The 19,434-nt window shown below is 71.9% G+C and carries 17 protein-coding genes and 1 pseudogene; 13 read left to right on the forward strand and 5 right to left on the reverse strand.

What is annotated here, in order from left to right; genetic code table 11:
* Window positions 1-12: 12 nt before the first annotated feature.
* On the reverse strand, window positions 13-1,566 hold the full coding sequence (locus ABEE00_RS19410) for a cellulase family glycosylhydrolase (RefSeq protein ID WP_345746825.1): 1,554 nt from the start codon (window positions 1,564-1,566) through the stop codon (window positions 13-15).
* Between the two features lie 225 nt (window positions 1,567-1,791).
* On the opposite strand from ABEE00_RS19410, the gene ABEE00_RS19415 reads away from it, so the two are divergent.
* Both ABEE00_RS19415 and ABEE00_RS19420 read left to right on the forward strand, forming a co-directional pair.
* Window positions 1,792-2,484 carry a MarR family winged helix-turn-helix transcriptional regulator gene (locus ABEE00_RS19415; RefSeq protein ID WP_345746826.1) on the forward strand — a complete coding sequence of 231 codons (693 nt, stop codon included), beginning with the start codon at window positions 1,792-1,794 and terminating at the stop codon, window positions 2,482-2,484.
* A complete protein-coding gene (locus ABEE00_RS19420) occupies window positions 2,481-5,027 on the forward strand; it encodes an MFS transporter (protein ID WP_345746827.1) in 2,547 nt (848 codons plus the stop codon). Before ABEE00_RS19415 ends, ABEE00_RS19420 begins: the two co-directional genes overlap by 4 nt.
* Before the next feature lie 96 nt (window positions 5,028-5,123).
* Here ABEE00_RS19420 and ABEE00_RS19425 read toward each other — a convergent pair whose 3' ends face one another.
* The gene (locus ABEE00_RS19425) at window positions 5,124-5,792 is read right to left on the reverse strand and encodes a DUF2867 domain-containing protein (protein ID WP_345746828.1); all 669 of its coding nucleotides are present in this window, start codon (window positions 5,790-5,792) and stop codon (window positions 5,124-5,126) included.
* A 139-nt stretch (window positions 5,793-5,931) separates the two neighbouring features.
* On the opposite strand from ABEE00_RS19425, the gene ABEE00_RS19430 reads away from it, so the two are divergent.
* The 8 genes and pseudogenes from ABEE00_RS19430 to ABEE00_RS19465 all read left to right on the forward strand — a co-directional run bounded on the left by ABEE00_RS19430 (window position 5,932) and on the right by ABEE00_RS19465 (window position 13,172).
* Complete coding sequence (locus ABEE00_RS19430) at window positions 5,932-6,489, forward strand: helix-turn-helix domain-containing protein (RefSeq protein ID WP_345746829.1); 558 nt, start codon at window positions 5,932-5,934, stop codon at window positions 6,487-6,489.
* A 334-nt stretch (window positions 6,490-6,823) separates the two neighbouring features.
* Window positions 6,824-7,111: a hypothetical protein gene (locus ABEE00_RS19435; RefSeq protein ID WP_345746830.1), complete on the forward strand. Its 288-nt coding sequence runs from the start codon at window positions 6,824-6,826 to the stop codon at window positions 7,109-7,111.
* A gap of 15 nt (window positions 7,112-7,126) precedes the next feature.
* Window positions 7,127-7,714 (forward strand): annotated as a pseudogene (locus ABEE00_RS19440) (lipase family protein); the annotation flags it as partial.
* Between the two features lie 355 nt (window positions 7,715-8,069).
* Window positions 8,070-8,258 (forward strand): hypothetical protein, encoded by a 189-nt coding sequence (locus ABEE00_RS19445; protein WP_345746832.1) that lies wholly within the window; start codon window positions 8,070-8,072, stop codon window positions 8,256-8,258.
* A gap of 229 nt (window positions 8,259-8,487) precedes the next feature.
* On the forward strand, window positions 8,488-9,531 hold the full coding sequence (locus tag ABEE00_RS19450; protein WP_345746833.1) for a radical SAM protein: 1,044 nt from the start codon (window positions 8,488-8,490) through the stop codon (window positions 9,529-9,531).
* A gap of 13 nt (window positions 9,532-9,544) precedes the next feature.
* Window positions 9,545-10,924, forward strand: a complete 1,380-nt coding sequence (locus ABEE00_RS19455; protein WP_345746834.1) for a hypothetical protein — start codon at window positions 9,545-9,547, stop codon at window positions 10,922-10,924.
* 36 nt (window positions 10,925-10,960) lie between these two features.
* On the forward strand, window positions 10,961-12,835 hold the full coding sequence (nhaA, locus tag ABEE00_RS19460) for a Na+/H+ antiporter NhaA (RefSeq protein WP_345746835.1): 1,875 nt from the start codon (window positions 10,961-10,963) through the stop codon (window positions 12,833-12,835).
* Between the two features lie 10 nt (window positions 12,836-12,845).
* A complete protein-coding gene (locus ABEE00_RS19465) occupies window positions 12,846-13,172 on the forward strand; it encodes a hypothetical protein (RefSeq protein WP_345746836.1) in 327 nt (108 codons plus the stop codon).
* 44 nt (window positions 13,173-13,216) lie between these two features.
* On the opposite strand, the gene ABEE00_RS19470 is transcribed toward ABEE00_RS19465, so the two are convergent.
* A complete protein-coding gene (locus tag ABEE00_RS19470; protein WP_345746837.1) occupies window positions 13,217-13,993 on the reverse strand; it encodes a class I SAM-dependent DNA methyltransferase in 777 nt (258 codons plus the stop codon).
* 113 nt (window positions 13,994-14,106) lie between these two features.
* Window positions 14,107-14,535 (reverse strand): ATP-binding protein, encoded by a 429-nt coding sequence (locus ABEE00_RS19475; protein WP_345746838.1) that lies wholly within the window; start codon window positions 14,533-14,535, stop codon window positions 14,107-14,109.
* 453 nt (window positions 14,536-14,988) lie between these two features.
* Between ABEE00_RS19475 and ABEE00_RS19480 the strand changes: the two genes are divergently transcribed.
* Together ABEE00_RS19480 and bla are read left to right on the forward strand one after the other, a co-directional pair.
* Window positions 14,989-16,674 (forward strand): amidase family protein, encoded by a 1,686-nt coding sequence (locus ABEE00_RS19480; protein ID WP_345746839.1) that lies wholly within the window; start codon window positions 14,989-14,991, stop codon window positions 16,672-16,674.
* A gap of 123 nt (window positions 16,675-16,797) precedes the next feature.
* Window positions 16,798-17,727, forward strand: a complete 930-nt coding sequence (gene bla / locus ABEE00_RS19485; protein WP_345747055.1) for a class A beta-lactamase — start codon at window positions 16,798-16,800, stop codon at window positions 17,725-17,727.
* A gap of 31 nt (window positions 17,728-17,758) precedes the next feature.
* Here bla and ABEE00_RS19490 read toward each other — a convergent pair whose 3' ends face one another.
* On the reverse strand, window positions 17,759-18,301 hold the full coding sequence (locus tag ABEE00_RS19490) for a flavoprotein (protein WP_345746840.1): 543 nt from the start codon (window positions 18,299-18,301) through the stop codon (window positions 17,759-17,761).
* 110 nt (window positions 18,302-18,411) lie between these two features.
* Between ABEE00_RS19490 and ABEE00_RS19495 the strand changes: the two genes are divergently transcribed.
* The gene (locus ABEE00_RS19495) at window positions 18,412-19,431 is read left to right on the forward strand and encodes a PHP domain-containing protein (protein WP_345746841.1); all 1,020 of its coding nucleotides are present in this window, start codon (window positions 18,412-18,414) and stop codon (window positions 19,429-19,431) included.
* Window positions 19,432-19,434: the final 3 nt, after the last annotated feature.

Genomic DNA, 19,434 nt, shown 5'->3' on the forward strand with positions numbered 1-19,434 from the left:
AACTCCCGCCGCTCAGCCGTCCGTCGGCCGGACCGACACCCGTACCTCCTCCGCGCCCGGCTTCAGCTCCAGCCGCAGCGTCCGCGCGTCAGGCCCGGAGGTCACCCGCGCACCCTCGGCCCGTACGCGATATCCCTCCGGATAACTGTGCGCGGGAATCCGGACCGTGGTCACCGAGCCGTCCCCGAAGGCGCCGCCGCCCGCCTTCTCCGGCGTATAGCGCAGGTCGAAGGCGCGCGCCTCGCGGTCGTAGCCGTAATCTCGCGGAATCCCGGCCACCCGGTCGGGATGCGGGACCGACACGGCGTCGAGCTTCTTCCAGTCGACATTGCCGTCGCGGGGCGGGCGCTTGGTGTTGAAGACCAGGGCCTGTTCGTCGCCGGGGCCCGCGGTGGTCGGGTCGTTTCCGGTGTAGGCCCAGTATTGGTAGCCGACCTTGTTCTTCATCGCCAGGTCGGTCTGGGAACGCAGTACATCCTCGGCCGTGATGGCGCCGAATTCGGTGAGCAGCAGCCCCTGTTGGTGTGCGCGCGACTGCTTCTCCGCGTTGGCGAAGACGGCCGCGTCCGGGCCCTTGCAGCCGAAGTAGTTGTGCAGAACGGCCTGCGAAGTGCAGTAATCGTGGAAGGACATCGCCAGATTGCGGCCCTTGAGCGAGACCCGGGTCGGTATCCCGATGTTGAAGAACTGCATCGGCTCGTAATAGACGGTCGTCCGCGCATCCACCCGCCGGATCGCGTCCACCGCCTTCTGCTGCACCGCCGACAGCCGCGCGTCCTGCTCCTTGCACCCGGTGGGCAGCAGACAGCCCAGGAAACGGTTCCCGGGGAAGGGCTCGTTGAACAGGTCGAAGCCCATCACCCCGCGCGTTCCCCGGAATTGCTGAGCGACATGCGCCCACGCGTCCGTGTAGTGGTCCGCGATGCCCTTGCCGTCGGAGGCCGGGCGGTTCTCGTAGAAGCTGTCGTAGGAGTTCTTCACCCCCGCGTTGAGGAAGTAGTTGGCGGGGAATCCGGCCTTGACGAGATTGGGCGCGCCCTTGTCGAGCACCGCCCAGTCCGGCCACCCGTTGCCCTGGAAGCGCGGGTTGACCATGTCCTGGTGGAAGTCGAGCAGCGCCGAGATGCCGTGCCGGTGCAGCATCTCGACCGTCTTCCTGATCCGCGCCAGATAGGCGTCGTCGTACGCGCCGGGCCGCGGCTCCACCGCCGCCCAGATCACCCCCAGCCGCACGGTCGTGAACCCCTCGCGCTGGAGGAAGGCCGCGTCGTCCTCGCCGAAGCCCACGGCGTCGGGGGCGTGCGGCGGGTTCTTCTCGACCTCGTTCACGCCCTGGGTGAGCACGACCCGGCCTCGCTCGTCGGTGAGCCAGCGGCCCTGGGTGCTCCAGCGGGGCGCGGGGGAGCCCTTCGCCGGCGCGCTCGCAGCAGGGCTCACCTTGTCCGCGGACGCAGTGGTTCCCGCGCTGTCCTCCGCGTACGCCACCCCCGGCGGGGCGAGCAGCGCGGCCGCCGCGACGGCGGACAGGGCGGAGAAGAGCGGTCGTGCATGGGGGGTGACACGCATCGGGACTCCCGTGGTCGGCACACGCGCTACCCGAAGGTAACGGCGCTGTCGCCCCAGCAATACCCTCGTGCAACCGTCAACTCACGTACGCCACAAGCCACTTGAGGCGACCGGACGAACACCGCGAATGCGGATCCTTCCGCTCCGCCCGGTCACCCGGAAAACCAACTTGCTGAATACAAGCAACATCGTGGACACTCCGACTTGGTAGCCACAAGCAACTTTATGAAAAGGGCAACGGAGATTCACGTACAGGTAAAGGCGGCGGGCGAAGGCCCCACCGCAGGGGGCGCAGGGGGAGAGGCGGGCGCCGCACCGGGCCCCGCGGCGCCGGGGCGCTCGGCCGGTCTCGACGAGGCGGCGGCCGGGCTCGGCACGCAGGTCGTGCGGTTCGCGCGGCTGGTCACCGCCTGGCGGCAGAGCGCCAGGACGGACGCGAGCGCGGCGGACCGCGTGCTGCTGGCCAAGCTCGTCGTGCAGGGCGACCGCAGGGCGACCGACCTGGCCGCCGACGCGCTGCTCGACCTCTCGACCGTGAGCCGCCAGGTGCGCTCGCTGGTGGAGCGCGGGCTGGTGGAGCGCTACCGCGCGCAGGAGGACCGCCGCGGCACCCTGCTGCGCGCGACCGAGGCGGGACGCGCGACGTACGAGGAGTACCGGCGCCAGCGGGACGCGGAGCTCGCCGAGGTGCTGGAGACCTGGTCGGCGAAGGACCGGGACGACCTCGTACGGCTGATGGGCCGCCTCAACGACGACCTGGAGGAGGGGTGGCACCGGCACACCGGGCACCCGCCGGCGGCCGCGCCCGCTCCCAGGTCCGGTCAGCAGGAGCAGGAGCAGCAGAACGGGACACAGGGACAGGACCGGGACGACCTGGACCGCGCCGTGACCATGAAGCAGAAGGACATATCAGAGTGAGCACGACGAAATCCCCTGACATATCGGGGTCGGCGCCGACCGGGGGACCAGGGGTCCTCAGTCACCGGCAGATCCTGACCATCCTCAGCGGGCTGATGCTGGGGATGTTCCTGGCGGCGCTCGACCAGACCATCGTCAGCACCTCGATCCGTACGATCGCCGACGACCTGCACGGCCTCAGCCAGCAGGCGTGGGCGACCACCGCGTACCTGATCACCTCGACGATCGCGACGCCGCTGTACGGCAAGCTCTCCGACCTCTACGGGCGCAAGCCGTACTTCCTCACCGCGATCAGCATCTTCATCGTGGGCTCGGTGCTCTGCACGTTCTCCACCTCGATGACCGAACTCGCGGTCTTCCGCGCGGTGCAGGGCATCGGCGCCGGCGGCCTGATGTCGCTGGCCCTCGCGATCATCGGCGACATCGTCCCGCCGCGTGAACGGGCCCGCTACCAGGGCTACATGCTCGGCACCTTCGCCACATCCAGCGTGGCCGGACCGCTCATCGGCGGCGCGCTCGCCGGGCAGGACAGCCTGCTGGGCATCACAGGATGGCGCTGGGTCTTCCTGGTCAACGTGCCGGTCGGCATCGTCGCGCTGTTCGTCGTCGCCAAGGTGCTCAACATCCCGCACACCCGCCGCGAGCACCGCATCGACTGGTGGGGCGCGGTGACCATCGCGATCGGCGTGGTGCCGCTGCTGCTCGTCGCCGAGCAGGGCCGCGAGTGGGGCTGGGACTCGACCAGGTCGCTGTCCTGCTACGTCATCGGCGTGATCGGCATCATCGCGTGGATCTTCGTGGAACGGCGGATGGGCGACGACGCGCTGATCCCCATGCGGCTGTTCCGCAACGGCACCTTCAGCAAGACGAGCGTGCTGTCCGTGCTGATCGGCATGGGGATGTTCGGCGGGATGATGATGATCCCGCAGTACCTCCAGATCGTGAAGGGCTCCAGCCCCACCAAGTCGGGCCTGGAGATGCTGCCGCTGATGGCGGGCATGTTCACCGCCTCCATCGTCACCGGCCAGATCACCTCCAAGACGGGCCGCTACAAGATCTTCCCGGCGATCGGCACGCTGCTGATGGTGGCGGCGCTGCTGCTCTTCCACTTCCGGGTCCAGTGGGACACCCCGCTGTGGGAGACCATGATCTTCATGGCCGTCTTCGGCCTGGGTCTCGGCTCCTGCATGCAGACCCTCGTGCTCGCCGTGCAGAACGCGGTGCCGCCGAGGGACATGGGCGTGGCCACCGCCTCCTCCACGTTCTTCCGGCAGATGGGCGCCACGGCCGGTACGGCGATCTTCCTCTCGGTGCTGTTCAGCACCGTCGGCGACAAGATCTCCTCGGCCTTCAAGGGCGCCGTCTCCACCGAGCGCTTCCAGGCCGCGCTGCACGACCCGTCGGTGGTGCAGGACCCGGCGAACAAGCCGGTCCTGGAGATGCTCAAGAACCCCAAGGGCGGCGGCGCCTCCTCGGTCATGAACGACTCCTCGTTCATCCAGGCCCTCGACCCGCGCCTCGCCGAGCCCTTCAAGCGCGGCTTCACCGACTCGATGCACCTGGTCTTCCTGCTGGGCGCGGCGATCATCGCGGTGGCCTTCCTGCTGGTGCTGTTCATCAAGGAGGTGCCGCTGCGGCAGATGTCCGGGCTCCAGGCGCGCGCCTCCGAGGAGGCGGGCGAGGCGGCCGACGCGGCGCCGGAGGATGCCCCCGCTGCTGCGGCTCCCGCCACGGCCGTCCCGTCTCTCGGCGCGTCGCCCGGCGGCGCCGATCCGGACGGGGTCGGCATCCGCGGCCGTGTGTACGACGGCCAGGGCGAGGTCCTGTCCGGCGCGGCCGTCACCCTCATCGACGCGAACGGCCGCCAGCTCGGCCACGCGCAGACGGCGGAGGACGGCGGCTACGCGCTCACCGCGCCCGGCACCGGTACGTACGTGCTGATCGGCTCGGCCGGCACCCGGCAGCCGCAGGCCGCGACCGTGGTCGTGGGCGACGAACAGGTCTGGTTCGACCTGGAGTTGAAGGGCGCGGCCGGGCTGATGGGCCGCGTGGTCGACGCCGCGGGCGAGAGCTCCGTGCCGGGCGCCCTGGTGGTCGCCACCGACCTGCGCGGCGAGGTCGTGGCCTCCGCCGTGGCGGGTGAGGACGGCGGCTTCGCGCTCCGCGACCTGGTTCCCGGCGGCTACACGCTGGCCGTCAGCGCCGAGGGGCACAGGCCCGCGGCGCTCCAGGTCGAGGTGCAGTCCGGCGAGTCCAACTGGTACGAGGCGAGGCTCTCCTCCGCCGCCAGGATCCGCGGCACCGTCCGCACCCCGCAGGGCGAGCCGGTGGGCGACGCGCGGGTGACCCTGCTCGACGTGGCGGGCAACACCGTGGGCAGCACGCTGACCGGCGAGGACGGCGCGTACTCCTTCACCGACCTGGACGGCGGCGACTACACGGTCATCGCCAGCGGCTACGCGCCGGCGGCCACCCCGCTGCGGGTGGACGGCGGCGGCCGCACGGGCTTCGACATCCACCTGGACCACGCGCGGGAGTCCTGAACGGGGGTCCGGCCAGGGTGAGGTGACCCGGGGCGGCATCGGCGGAACATCGCCGGTGCCGCCCTCTTCGTGTCCGGTGCGGCGCGTGCCAGGGCTTCAAGGGGCGCTGCGCCGCGCCGAGTTCCCCCGCTGCTCGCTCTCCTCCCTCTCCTCCCGCTTCTTCTGCTTCTCCCGTTCCTCCCTGTGGTCCCGCCACTCGCGGCCTATGCCGCGCAGCAGCGCCGGATACACGCCGGCGTACCGGAACGGCTTGATGGCCGCCATGTACGCGGTGCCGAGCAGCCCGTTCGGCTTGACCAGCACGGCCATCTGTCCGCGATAGCCGCCCGGGCTGCCGGCGTCCTCGACCCAGCCGATGTGCAGCACGCCGTGCACGGTCCGGTTGGCCAGCTCGGCGGCCCACTCGTCATGGGTCTCGTACACCGAGGTGAACGAGGGCGAGGCGAAGTCGGGCCCGCGCGGCCCGTCCCGCAGGTCCTCGGGCAGCCGCTCCCTGAGACTGCGCACCCGCCCCCCGACCCCGGACCCCTCCCGGTCCCAGCCGAACAGCGCGCCGAGCTTCCAGCGCGCGGCGAACAGCAGCCGGATCACGGGCGATCGACGCTCGGCCCGCCCGCTGCCCTCCGCTATCTGCCGTACGAGGAACGGGAGGTCGTCGGGCCCGCCGGGCGTGGGCAGCGCCCATACGTCCTCGACCGTGAAGTCCCCGGCGATCGCGTGGATGCGCCAGGGCCGCGAGGTGTGCGCCGTGCGGGGAAGTCTCATGATCGGCCCCCTGCTCCTACGGCCTGTGCCGTCTATACGGTGGCGTATAGAAGCCAGCGTAGCGCGTCGTATACGCCTCCGTATACTGGTTCCGGCGAAACGCGCTGCCCAACTCGGCGGTCTGAAGGGGAGGTTCGGCATGGGCGTGGTCCGTACGCCTCGTGCGCAGTGGATCGAGGAGGGCCTGCGGGTGCTGGCGGCAGGCGGCCCCGAGGCGGTGCGGATCGAAGCGCTGGCCCAGCGGCTGGGCGTCAGCAAGGGCGGCTTCTACGGCTACTTCCGCAATCGCGAGGCCCTGATCGCCGAGATGCTCGACACCTGGGAGTACGAGGTCACCGAGGGCGTCATCGCCGAGGTCGAGGCCGAGGGCGGCGACGAGAGGGAGCGGCTCGCCCGCCTGTTTGCGATAGCCGGACTCGCCGAGGGGCCGGTCACGGGGCCCACGGCCGACCTCGCCGTACGCGACTGGGCGCGCCGCGACGAGACCGTGGCCCGCCGCCTGCGCCGCGTCGACAACCGCCGCATGGAATACCTGCGCTCCCTGTTCAGCGCGTTCTGCCCCGACCCGGCCGAGGTGGAGATCCGCTGCGTCACGGCCTTCTCCCTCCGCGTGGGAAGCCACTACATCGCCGCGGACAACGGGCCGTACGAGAGGGACGAGGTGTTGAGACTGTTCCGGGAGCGGTTGTTGCGGTGAGGGGTGTGTGCCGTCGTCTGGTCCTCCCCTGAGCGGCTGTGCGGGCTGTGGCGTGGGTGGTCTCGTGGGGTGTTGTCAGACCCCCGTGCGAGAGTGGTTCTGCGGGCTTCGGCGGGTGACCTTCGCCGGTGGGCTGCGTGTGTACGGGGTGAGGGGGAGTGTCGTGGTGGTGCGGTGGCGTAGTGCTCTTGGCTATGCGGGGATTGTCGCGTTCGGGTCCTGGGGCGTGGGGGCCCTGGTCGGGTTCTTTGCGTGGTTCGGCGCGGATGTGGAGGAGTGGGCCGGGGCGTTCTTGTCCGGGTGGCAGCTTGTGTTTCTGGGTGCCGTCGTCGGTGTGCTGACCGTTGTGCGCCGGACGGCCCCCGCGCTGCCCTGGTGGCGCACGGGAGTTGTCGACAGCGTGCTGTATTCCCTCGTCCTGCTGGCGGTGTCCATGGGCGAGGCCGTGGTGGACGGGGACGAGGTGCCGGTGGACTCCGGGTTCGTGCAGATGATCTTCGGCTTGTTCACCCTCCAGATACCCGCGGCCCTGCTGCTGTGCGCCTGGCGCTCGGGCCACCTGGCGGTGGTGCTGCGACGGCCGCACGACGATGCGGCGGCGGCCGCCGTGCGGGGGCGGTGAGCGGGCGGGCGTACGGGGGGGGGTCTGCGGGCCCTGTCGGAGGTGGTCAGGGGCATCGACGGCACGGCGCTCGCTGGCGCGATGGGCTGGTCGCTCAACGGCTTCCTCCAGTCGCACCCGGAGCTGCGGCCGCTCGCCGCGAAGCACATGAACGCGGGCGGCACCAAGGCGCTCAAGGATCTGTCGACCATGTGCATCGGGGACGCGCTGCTGCGGTACGGGTCGAAGCGGAGCAGTACGTGGACGAAGGGCGGGCGGTCGCTGAGCGACATCATCCGGTCGGAGCCGGAGATCCAGGCGGTTCTGGACCGTCAGCGCATCGGTACGCACCGGCCGGCCGGTCCCGTACGGGTGGCCACCGGGGTCAACGACGACCTCGTCACGCACGGCCAGGCGCGGAGGCTCGCCGCGGACTGGTGCCGTGAGGGCGGCGATGTCACATACAAGCCGGTGAAGTTGCCCAGTGTGGGAGACCGTTCGCTGCTGAATCATTTCCTGCCGCTGCTGAGCGACCAGGGCGAGGCCGTCGACTGGCTGACCGCGCGCCTCTCGGGCGAGGAGCCGGCGGACTCGGGATGCGCGGAGCTGCCGACGCAGCCCTGAGTGTCTGCGGTGTGCAGTGGGGCCGGTGTGCGCGGCCAACTGGTCCGTACCGCACGGCAGTTCGGAATTCCCCGCGTCGCCCTCCGCCGCCCTACAGAATCCGCGCCGACGTCGCCATACGCCAGGTGTACCGCTTCCCCATTCCAAGGGAATCGGGCGGCCCGCAGGGCACCGCCGCCGCTTTCTGCTCGCGTCTTACCCGCCTCGCCCCGGGCGGCGAATAATGCGTACGGAATGCGCCGTATCAATGGCCGTGTGCGTCGGCCGCGCGCGGCCGTGCGCGTTGACCGGCCTGTGCCGCGTGCCAATAATCGCGGGTACATCCTCAATTCCCTTCCTGCTGCGAGGAGGTCCCATGGGTGAGGCGAGCAAATCCGGTGCGGCGGAGGGCCCGTTCAGTGTCGATCCTGCCGACATTCACATCGACGAGCAGGGCCGGGTCGTCATCTCGAACGACCGGCTGAAGGAGACGCTGGAGAGCCTGAGTTCGAAGCGGGTGAAGCCGGTGGAGGGCACCAACACCGGCTGCGGTCTGGGCTGCTGAGGTCGCGGAGGCCGGATTCGGCGCCGGGCAGACGCAGTTCACCGGTGGTGAGCGGGCCGCGCGGTAGGCGCCGCCGGCCCGCTCACCGTTCCGTGGCTCACCCCCGTACCCCGTACCTCATTCCGTACACCGCCCCTTTCCCGTTCTCCCTCGCGCTTAGCGCATGCATTTCAACCCCGCGTAATTCCCGCGCCTTTCCACCCGTTCTCCGCAGATTCGGGAGGCCGTCATGCCGAATGCCGTGACGCCCGAGGACACCGTCCGCTGTGTCGATCCGACCACGCTGCACCTGATTCTGTTGCCCACGGAGCAGTGCAATTTCCGGTGTACCTACTGCTACGAGGACTTTCCCGTGGCCCGTATGCGCGCCGAGGTCGTACAGGGCGTGAAGGCGCTGGTGTCCGCGCGGGCCGAGGCGCTGCGCTTCCTGGATCTGAGCTGGTTCGGCGGCGAACCGCTGCTCGCCAGGCCGGTGGTGCTGGACATTTCGGCGCACTGCCACGAACTCACCCAGCGGCACCCGGAGTTCCGCTATTCCTCGTCCATGACCACCAACGGGTATCTGCTGACAGAGAAGGTCGCCGGGGAGCTCGTCGAGGTCGGCGTGCGGACCTTCTACATCTCCCTCGACGGGCCGCCGGAGATCCACGACACGAGCCGCCTGCGCATCAACGGCAAGGGCTCGTTCGCCAGGATCTGGGCCAACCTCCAGGCGCTCAGCGCCTCTGAACTGGACTGTTCCGTGGTGCTGCGGGTGCACTACACGCCGGACACGTACATGGCGCTCGGCGAGCTGATCGACATGATCAACGCGGACTTCGGCGAGGACCCGCGCTTCTCGGTGTACTTCAAGGACGTCGAGCGGCTCGGCGGGGCGAACGACGCCGAGATCCGGCTGTTCACCGAGGAGGCCAACGAGAAGGTCGACGCGGCCCTCAACAGCAGGCTGGCGCCCGGCATCCGGATCTACTCCGAGAAGCCGAACGGGATCTACGTCTGCTACGCGGCCCGCGCCAACTCGCTGATCGTCCGGCCCGACGGGCGGCTGGGGAAGTGCACCGTCGCGCTCTACGACGAGCGGAACACCGTGGGCTCGCTCTACTCCGACGGCACGCTCGCCGTCGACCAGGAACGCTTCCGCCCCTGGCTGCGCGGCCTGAAGACGCTCGACCCGTACGACCTGGGCTGCCCGTACACCGGCATGAACGCGCAGGTGAAACCGGAAGGCGCGCGCGAGGACGTCCGCCTCCTGCCCATCGTGGCCACGAGCTGACCAGGCCGCCGCCGTGTCCTCGGAGGCTCCGGCCGGGACCGCTGCCGCCCGGCGCGCGACGGCGGTCCCGCTCCCGTACGCCCCGCTGACCTCGCTCGACCGGCTGCCCCGCGTACCGCTCGCCGAGGAGGCCGCCTTCCTGCGCTCGCTCCTGGACGGCCTCCTCGGGCGGCGGCCGCCGAACGGCACGGCGCCGCAGGCGGACTGGCTCGCCGACGCGGAGCTGTACCTGAACAGGGCCGCGCTGTTCGCGCTCCACCGGGGCGACAGGCGCGCGGCCTGGCGGATCTGCGGCGCGCACCTCGCGTGGACCGGCCGCCTCGCCGCGCGCCACGGCCGGGAGGCCGACCTGCTGTACGCCGTGCAGCCGCACATCAACCAGGGGCGGTTGTACGCGGCCGAGGGGCGCACCGCCGAGGCGCTGGACCACTTCGCCCTCCATCTGCGGGCCGCTGAACGGCGGCCCTGCAGCCTCGCGGGCCGCCCTGTCACTCCGCACACGTGGGACCTGATCTTCGAGCGGAACCCCGCGGCGCGGACGGTCCTCGCCAATGTGTACTGCCTCGACTCCGTGAAGGCCCTGCTGCGCGCCCGCGAGCCGCACGGCGTACTCGACTTCGTACGCGCCGCCCGCGCGGCGGCCGCCACCCCGGGCTCCCGCGCCGCGCTGGCGGAGGGCGAGATCCTCGCCACCGCGCGCCTGGGGCGGCGCGAGAGTGCCCTGGCCCTGATCAGGTCGGCGCTCCGCGAGGCCGAGGACGACTGGTGCACGCTGGTCCTGCTCGCCTACGAGGCGCTGTGCCGGGAGACGGGCGGCGCGGCGGCGCTGGAGGAGATCGCCGCGGTGCTGGAACAGCCCGCGCTCGACCACCTGCCCCTCGCCGCCCGCGCCGATCTGGCGGCCCTGGTCGCCGGCCAACTCCGCGCGCGGGGGCGGGAGAAGGGGGCGGTCCGGCTGGCCCGCGCGCTGTACGGGGCTGCGGTGGCCGCCCGCGACGAGGTCGCCCAGCACCGGATGCTCACGCTCCTGGCCGATGGCGGCCCGGGCGCCGCGCGGTGGGAGCGTCTGCTCGGGGAGCTGCGGGAGCGGTCGTGGTACGAGGCGCTGCGCACGAGCGGCACCGGACCCAACACCAACGCGGCGGAGGGGCCCGGACGCAACACCAGCGCGTCGGACGCTACCGGACCCAACACGAGCGCATCGGACGCTCCCGGCCCCAACACCAACGCGTCGGACCAGCCCGAACCCGCCTTCTACCGCGAGGTGCTCGAGGGCGTCCGCGCGCTGTGCGGGCCCGCCTCCGACCCGTACGCATGCGCCCCGGACGCCTCAGACTCGTACGCGCTCGGCTCGCACGCGCTCGACACGTACCCGCCCCCGCACCGTCCCTGACCGGCCGTTCCGGCGCTCGCGGCGATAATGAGGCCGATGAGCAACGGCACCGCCGGGAACCCCGCGTCCCCCGAAACCGCCTCGCTGCCGCGCCGTGTCGCCGACCGCATGGCGGCCGCCGCGGGTACCGACACCTTCGCCGCGGCCCTGCTGCTGGCCGCCACCCTCGCCGCGCTGCTGTGGGTCAACTCGCCCTGGGGCGACAGCTACACCGCGTTCTGGCACACCGAGGTGGCCCTGCGCTGGGGCGACGCGGTGCTCTCGCTCGATCTGCGGCACTGGGTCAACGACGGCCTGATGGCGGTGTTCTTCTTCGTGGTCGGCCTGGAGGTGCGCCGCGAACTGGTCATGGGCGAGCTGACCGACCGGCGCAGCGCCCGCACCCCGCTGGCCGCCGCGATCGCCGGGCTCGCCGTGCCGGCCGGGCTCTTCCTGATCCTCAACCCGCACGGCGCGGCCTCCGGCGCGTGGGGCGTGGTGATCTCCACGGACACCGCGTTCCTGCTCGGTGTGCTCGCCCTCGTCGTACCGTACAGCGCCGGGCGGCTGCGCCCCTTCCTGCTGGCGCTCGCGGTGGCCGACGACATCGGAGCGCTGATGGTGATCGCGCTCTTCTACACCGATGAGCTGTCCCTGGCGGCGCTGGTACCCGCCGTGCTGGGGCTGCTCGCGGTCGCCGTGCTGGCGCGCTTCGGGCAGTGGCGCGGGCCCGCTTACCTGGTGTTCTCGGTGATGGTATGGCTCAGCGTGTACGCCTCGGGCGTGCATCCGACCATCGCCGGAGTGGCCATCGCGCTGCTGATGCCCGTGTACCCGCCGCGCCGCGCGGAGGTGGAGGACGCCGCGCTGCTCGCCCGCCGCTTCCGGCAGTCGCCCAGCCCGGAGTACGGGAGGCTCGCGCGGCTCGGGATGGAGCGCGCGGTGTCCATCAACGAGCGGCTGTACCGGCTGTGGAGCCCGTGGAGCACGCTGGTGATCGTCCCGCTGTTCGCGGTGGCCAACGCCGGGGTGCGGCTGGACGGGCCGACCCTCGCCGAGGCCGCGCGCTCGCCGCTGACCTGGGGCATCGTGCTGGGGCTCGTCGCGGGCAAGACGCTCGGGATCACCGGGGCCTCGGCGCTCGCGGTGCGGCTCGGCGGCGTACTGCCCTCGGGCCTGCGGCTGCCCCAACTCGCGGGCGGCGCGGCGCTGTCCGGCATCGGGTTCACCATCTCGCTGTTCATCATCGACCTGGCGCTGGAGGACCCCGCGCTGCAGAACCAGGCGCGCATCGGCGTGTTGCTCGCGTCCGCGCTGGCGGTGCTGTGCGGGTGGCTGATCTCGCGGGTGGCCGAGCGCCGGGAGTCGGGGGACGGCGAGGCCGCGCCGTCCCGGCTGGTGGTGCCGGTCACCGTGGAGCGCGACCACATCAGGGGGCCGGCGGACGCGCCGCTGACGCTGGTCGAGTACGCGGACTTCGAGTGCCCCTTCTGCGGGCGGGCCACGGGCGGGATCGAGGAGGTGCGGCGGCACTTCGGGGACCGGCTGCGGTACGTGTTCCGGCACCATCCGCTGCCCGACGTGCACCCGCACGCGGAGAGCGCGGCGCTGGCGAGCGAGGCGGCAGCGGCGCAGGGGAGCTTCTGGGAGATGCACGACAGGCTGTTCGCGCACGCCGACGCGCTCACCTACGACGACCTGCTGGAACACGCCGCCGCGCTCGGCCTGGACACCGAGCGCTTCGACCGCGACATGCGCCTGGGCGTGCGCACCGGTCGGGTACGGGACGACGCCGCGACCGGGAGGGACAGCGGCGTACGGGGCACCCCCACGTTCTTCATCGGCGACCGCCTCCACGAGGGGCCGCACGACGCGGTCACGCTGATCGAGCAGCTCACGGCCCTGGAGAACGGGCGCTCAGCCCCCAACTAGCATCATGGACATGGTGTTTGCTGCTGCGGGATTCGTCATCGCCTTCGTCGGCCTCATGATCTCGGGCGTCGAGCGGAAGCTGCGACAGATGGGCCAACGCCAGGCCCGCCTGGAGCGCAAGCTCGACCTCGTGCTGGACGAGCTCGGCATCGTACGGAACGACCCCGCGATGGACCGCGTCACAGCCCAGATCCGCGAGGGCAGGGCGATCAAGGCGATCAAGACCTACCGCGAGATCACCGGCGCCGACCTCCTGGAGGCGAAGGAGGCCGTCGACCGCCTGCGCGCGGAACAGGAAGCGGAGCGCGCGGGGGCGCCGGACCGGCAGGGGCGCTGATACGCGCACGGCCCGGCCCCTGTGGGGAAGACGCAGCTCCCCGGTCAGTTCTCCCGCTTCTCCCACACCGACACATGGCGCGTGCTCTCGTGCGTGAACGGCTCTCGGGTCCAGTCCTGCCAGCGGTCGGTGAGGTGCATTCCTGCCAGGCGGGCCATCAGGTCGAGTTCGGCCGGCCAGACGTAGCGGAAAGGCATCGAGCGGTGCTCGGCGTGGTCCTCGGTGAGGGTGAAGTAGTGGGAGCTCATCCGCTGCGTCGTGGTGTCGATCGTGTCGAAGCCCCACCCCCGCGCGCTGGACTGGAAGGGCACGGTGTCCTGCCCGGGCGGCAGCAGGCGCAGCGCCGGGACGCCGACCTCCACCACGAAGCGCCCGCCCGGCGCGAGATGGGCAGCGGCGTTGCGGAAGCAGTCGACCTGGGCGTCCTGCGTGGTCAGGTTGTTGATGGTGTTGAAGACCAGATAGGCGAGGGTGAAGGTGTCGGCGGCGCCGGGGACGCGGGTGGCCGCGAAGTCCCCGATCGTCACGCCGACCGCGTGGCCGCCCGGCTTCGCGCGCAGCCGCTCCGCCATCGCGCGGGACAGCTCGATGCCGTGTACGGGGACGCCGCGGCGGCTCAGGGGCAGCGCGATCCGGCCCGTGCCGACGCCGAGTTCGAGCGCCCTGCCGTCGCCGGCGAGCCCGGCCAGCAGATCCACGGCGGGCTCCACCACCTCGGGCCGGAACATCTCCGCGCTCGCCGCGTCGTAATCGGCGGCCACGTCCTCGCCGAAGTACCCGTCATCGCCCGGTAGTCGGGTGTTTCCCCGCGTTTGGGTCATGCGGGGACGGTACTGCGCGGTGTGGGTGGGGCGCGCGGGATTTTTCCGCAGGCGGGCCGGGCGGGCCGGGCGGGCCGGGCGGCGGGGCCGGGGCTTCGGGGCCGGGCGGCGGACTAGAGGGCGAGCGTGGCGCGGATGGTCTTGCCGCCCCTGCGCCCCAGATGCAGCGAGAGCTCGCTCGCGAAGTGCCGGATGAGGGGCCAGCCGAAGCCCCCTGCGGGCTTGGTGTCGGAGCCGGTCAGGTCGGGGGTGCGCTCGCGCGGGAGCCGGGTGCTGGGATCGCTGACGGTGATGTGCAGAACGCCGCGGGACGACCCGAGCGCGAAGTCGGTGACGCCGCCCGCGTGCTGAAGGGCATTGGTGACCAGTTCGGAGACCACCAGCATCACCATGTCGACGGTTTCCGGCGCGGGCCGCGGGGAGAGTACGGAGAGATATCCCTCGGCAATCTGCCGGGCTTGTGCGCTGCTGCGCAGATATGCGGTGCACGTTTCCGTGCGCTTCTCCCCGGCGTGCTGGTCGAGGGTTTCGGGCAGACTCATGTGCATCTCCTCCGGCCGGTCGAGACGGGGGAATTCCTGTCGGGTGCCGAGGGTCCTGACGTGCTGCATCACCTCCGTTCGCGCTCGTCGGCCACCGTCAACGGGAGCCATTCCGCCCCCTGCTGACGCCCCGTGAGTGCGAGCCTCTCCGGGGAATGGGGAGTCGCTTACCCGGCGGCCCCCACTTCAATCACACCGTCGGCGCGCACGCGGTGCGACAGGGGCCTTTACGACACGTGCGGGGGACAAGGCGGGCCCGTACGGCGGACACCGCGAATTCACCGGGACGTCCCCGCCCGCCTCACCTCGTACCCCCGATGCGGAGGATTCCCGGCGGCCGGGTCGAATTGCCTGTTCCGGTAAGGGAGTTTCCGTGCGCATGTCGGTGAACGGTGTTCGCGGGTTCTCCTCGGGGTCTTGTGCGGGGACCGCTGGTGTAGTCCGCTGGCGGCCATGACGAAGAGATGCGTTGCCACGCTGATCGCCGCCGTGGTCGCGGGTTCCTGCCTGGCGGGCGCGCCGCAGCCGCACGCGCAGGCGTCCGAGGCCGGTGCGCGCGGGGACGCCGCCGCGCTCGGCGGCGTGGACCTGGACACGGTCACGATCCCGGAGCTCCAGGCCCGCATGGCCAGCGGCGGGCTGAGTTCCACGGCGCTGACCGGCGCCTATCTGCGGCGGATCAAGGCCGTGGACCCGAAGGTGAACGCGGTGCTGCGGACCGATCCGACGGCGCTGCGCCAGGCGGCCGCCAGCGACGCGCGGCACCGCGAGGGGCGGGTACGCGGCCCGCTCGACGGCATCCCGGTGCTGCTCAAGGACAACGTGAACACCCGGGACCTGCCCACGACCGCGGGGTCGCTCGCGCTGGCCGGAAAGCCGCCGAAGACCGACGCGGAGCTGGTGACCCGGCTGCGCAAGGCCGGCGCGGTCATCCTCGGCAAGGCCAACCTGTCGGAGTGGGCCAACTTCCGCGCGGAGAAGCCCACTTCGGGCTGGTCGGCGACGGGCGGTCAGACGCACAACCCGTATGTGCTGGACCGCAACCCGTGCGGCTCCTCGGCCGGTTCGGCCGCCGCGCTCGCCGCCTCGCTCTCGCAGGTGGCGGTCGGCACCGAGACGGACGGCTCGATCGTGTGCCCCGCGGGGATGAACGGGGTGGTCGGACACAAGCCCAGCCTGGGCCTGGTGAGCCAGAACGGCGTGGTGCCGATCTCCGCCGAGCAGGACACGGCGGGACCGATGGCCCGCAACGTGACCGACACGGCGCTGACGCTGGCGGTGCTGAGCGGGGGCGAGGGGAACGCGCGTACGGGCGAGCACGCCACCGGCGGCGACGCGCGCACCGACAAGCACGCCACCGGCGGGAACGCGCGTACCGGCAAGCCCTCCGCCGACCCCGCGCTCAGCGAGGCCGCGCTAGCCGAGGCCGCCTCCCACCCCGGCGGCCTGCGCGGCAAGCGGATCGGCCTGTGGCGGCTGCCCGAGCTCGGCAAGGACGTCGACGCGGTGATGTCGCGCACGGCGAAGAAGCTGCGCGCGGCCGGCGCCGAGGTCGTCGAGGTGACCCCGCCGTACCAGAAGCGGCTGGCCGAGCTCGAATTCCCGGCGCTGCTCACCGAGTTCCACCGGGACATCGACAAGTACCTGGCCACCCGCGAGGGGCCCAAGGACCTGGCCGCGCTGATCGAGTTCAACCGCACGCACCCGGGGGAGCAGAAGTGCTTCGCCGGGCAGGAACTGTTCGAGCAGGCGCTCAAGGCGCCCCCGGCCACCGACCCCGGGTACCGGGCCAAGCGCGCCGAGCTGAAGGACCTCTCGCGGCGTTCGATCGACGAGACCATGGCCGAGCACAAGCTGGACGCGATCGCCTCGCCGACCAACCCGCCCGCCTGGAAGACCGACTGCGCGCGCGGCGACAACGACGTGATCCCGTCCTCGACCCCCGCCGCCGTCTCCGGCTACCCGTCGCTCTCGGTTCCCGCCGGCTCGGTGAAGGGCCTGCCCGTGGGCGTGCTCCTGATGTCAGGCAACTACCAGGACGCGCGCCTGCTGTCGCTGGGCGCCGCGGTGGAGAAGCGCCTCGACGCCTGGCGGGCGCCGCGCTATCTGCCGTCGCTGGAGGGCGCCGGGAAGCGCTGACGCCTTCGCGTAACTCCGCGTGCCGTGCAGGACTGCCCGGGAACCTTTCCGCCTCCCGGGCAGTCCTGTACAGCGCTGAGCTCCCGGAGGCCGGGGGCAATGGATGCGAAGGCAGGGACGGACATGAAGAGACCGGGTTCGCGATTAGACGCGGCGCCCTCGCGGCGTACGGTGCTCGCCCTCGGCGCGGGCACGGCGCTGGCAACGACGCTGCCGAGCGGGACGGCGTACGCGGCGCCCGAAGCAATCCACCCGCGCCTGCGGGGACTTGAGCGGGAGTACGCCGCGCGGCTGGGCGTCTTCGCATGGGACACGGCGACCGGCAGGACGGTCGCGCACCGCGCGGCGGAGCGCTTTCCGATGTGCTCGGTGTTCAAGCCCCTGGCGGCAGCGGCGGTGCTGCGCGACCTCGACCGCGACGGCACGTACCTCGCGAAGCGCGTCCACTACACACGGCGCGACGTCGAACGGGCAGGCCCGCCCGAGGTCACGCAGGTCACGGGGGCGCCGGAGAATCTCGCGCGCGGCATGACGGTCGCCGAGCTGTGCGCGGCAGCCGTCAGCCGGAGCGACAACTGCGCGGGCAACCTGCTGCTGCGCGAACTCGGCGGCCCCGGCGCCGTCACCCGCTTCTGCCGCTCGCTGGGCGACCGCACCACCCGCCTCGACCGCTGGGAGCCCGAACTGAACTCGGCCGAGCCCTGGCGCGTCACCGACACCACCACCCCGTACGCGATCGGCACCACGTACGCCCGTCTCACCCTCGGCAGGGAACTGTCACGCGCCGACCGCGACCTGCTCACCGGCTGGCTGCTGGCGAACACCACCAACGGCGAGCGCTTCGGCAAGGGCCTGCCTGAGGGCTGGACCTCGGCGGACAAGACCGGGGGCTGGAGGCCGTACGGGGTGGCCAACGACGTGGGCGTCGCCTGGCCCCCGGGGCGGCCGCCGGTGGTGATCTCGGTGCTGTCCGCCAAGGACGACCCGGCGGGCCCGACGGACAATCCGCTGGTGGCGCGGGCGGTCGCGCTGGTGGTGGACGCGCTCACCTGACGTCCGACCGGCCGTCCGACAGAGCGGGGGCTCACCAGGACGCCGCCGCGTCCTCCCGCGCCGCGTCCAGGGCCAGTTGCCACGGATAGTCGGACGGGTCGCTGGTCCCCGGGGGGTTCGGTACGAAGCCTCCCTCCCCGTACAGCACGTTCACCCCGCTGCTGCGCAGTGCGGAGAGGGAGGCGTCGAACCGGGGGTGCGTGGCGTACGCGCTGTTCACGCACGGCATCAGCGTGATCGGCCAGCGCTTGCCCATGCCCTCGACCACGTACGCGGCCACGAAGTGCGGAGTGAGGCCCAGCGCGCAGGTGTTGATCGTGTTGAGGGTGGCCGGCGCGACCAGCGCGGCGTCCGCCTCGGGCCACACCTCGGTCTCGTCCGGGCGCCGCAGCGCGCTGCGCACCGGGTGCCCCGTCAGCTCCTCCAGCTCGGGCACCTTGTCGGCGAGCCAGTCGGCTGCGGTGGTCGTGAGGCCGACGCACACCGTCCAGCCGTCGGCCTGGGCGCGGGCGACGACGTCGGGGAGGTCGAGTACGGGCGGAGCTGCGGTTCCGAAGAGATACAGGACAGGCATGCCGCACACTTCACCACAGCCGGGCCCCTGCGCAGGCGGGGAGTTTGCAGGTGGGGTCCGTGCGGGTACCCGGTGTGCCCCCTGGTGCGCGGCGGACACGGGAGGCGGGCATGGAACCGGTCACCGCACTGCGCCGGATCGCCTTCCTCCTGGAGCGGTCCGGGGCCGCCACATACCGCGTACGGGCCTTCCGCCGGGCCGCAGAAACGGTCGCCGAGCTGGGGGACGAGGCGCTGGCGGAGCGGGTGCGGGCCGGCGCGCTGGAGCGGCTTCCCGGCCTCGGCCCGAAGACGGCACGGGTGGTGCGGGAGGCGTACGCGGGCGAGGAGCCGGGATATCTGCGGAAGCTGGAGGAGGACGCGCCGGCCCCCTCCGGCGCCGGCGCCGACCTGCTGGCCCGCATGCGCGGCGACTGCCACCTGCACTCGGACTGGTCGGACGGCGGCAGCGGCATCGAGGAGATGGGCCGTACGGCGGCCGAGCTGGGCCACGAGTGGGCGGTGCTCACCGACCACTCGCCGCGGCTGACCGTGGCCCGCGGCCTCTCGCCCGAGCGGCTGCGCGAACAGCTCGACGCGGTCGCCGCGTTCAACGCTCGACTCCACGCCGAGGGAGCCGCGTTCCGGCTGCTCACGGGCATCGAGTGCGACATCCTCGCGGACGGTTCACTGGACCAGGAGGACGCGCTGCTGGAACGGCTCGACGTGGTGGTCGCCTCGGTGCACTCCTCGCTGCGCGCCGACGCGGCCACCATGACCCGGCGCCTGGTCGCCGCCGTCCGCAACCCGCGCACGAACGTGCTCGGGCACTGCACGGGCCGCCTGCTCACCGGGCGCGGGCGCCCCGAGTCGGCCTTCGACGCGGCCGAGGTCTTCGCCGCGTGCGCCGAGTCCGGGACGGCCGTGGAGATCAACTGCCGCCCCGAACGGCTCGACCCGCCGCGCCGCCTGCTGCGCCGCGCGGTCGCCGAGGACGTGCTGTTCGCGATCGACACCGACGCGCACGCGCCGGGCCAGCTCGCCTGGCAGCCCAACGGCTGCGCACGCGCGGAGGAATGCGGGGTACGCGCGGAGCGTGTGGTCACCACGTGGACCGCTGACCGGCTGCTGGAGTGGGCGCGTACGGAGTGAGCC

The organism is Streptomyces odontomachicola (genome assembly GCF_039605595.1).
In the GTDB taxonomy this organism is placed as follows: Bacteria; Actinomycetota; Actinomycetes; order Streptomycetales; family Streptomycetaceae; genus Streptomyces.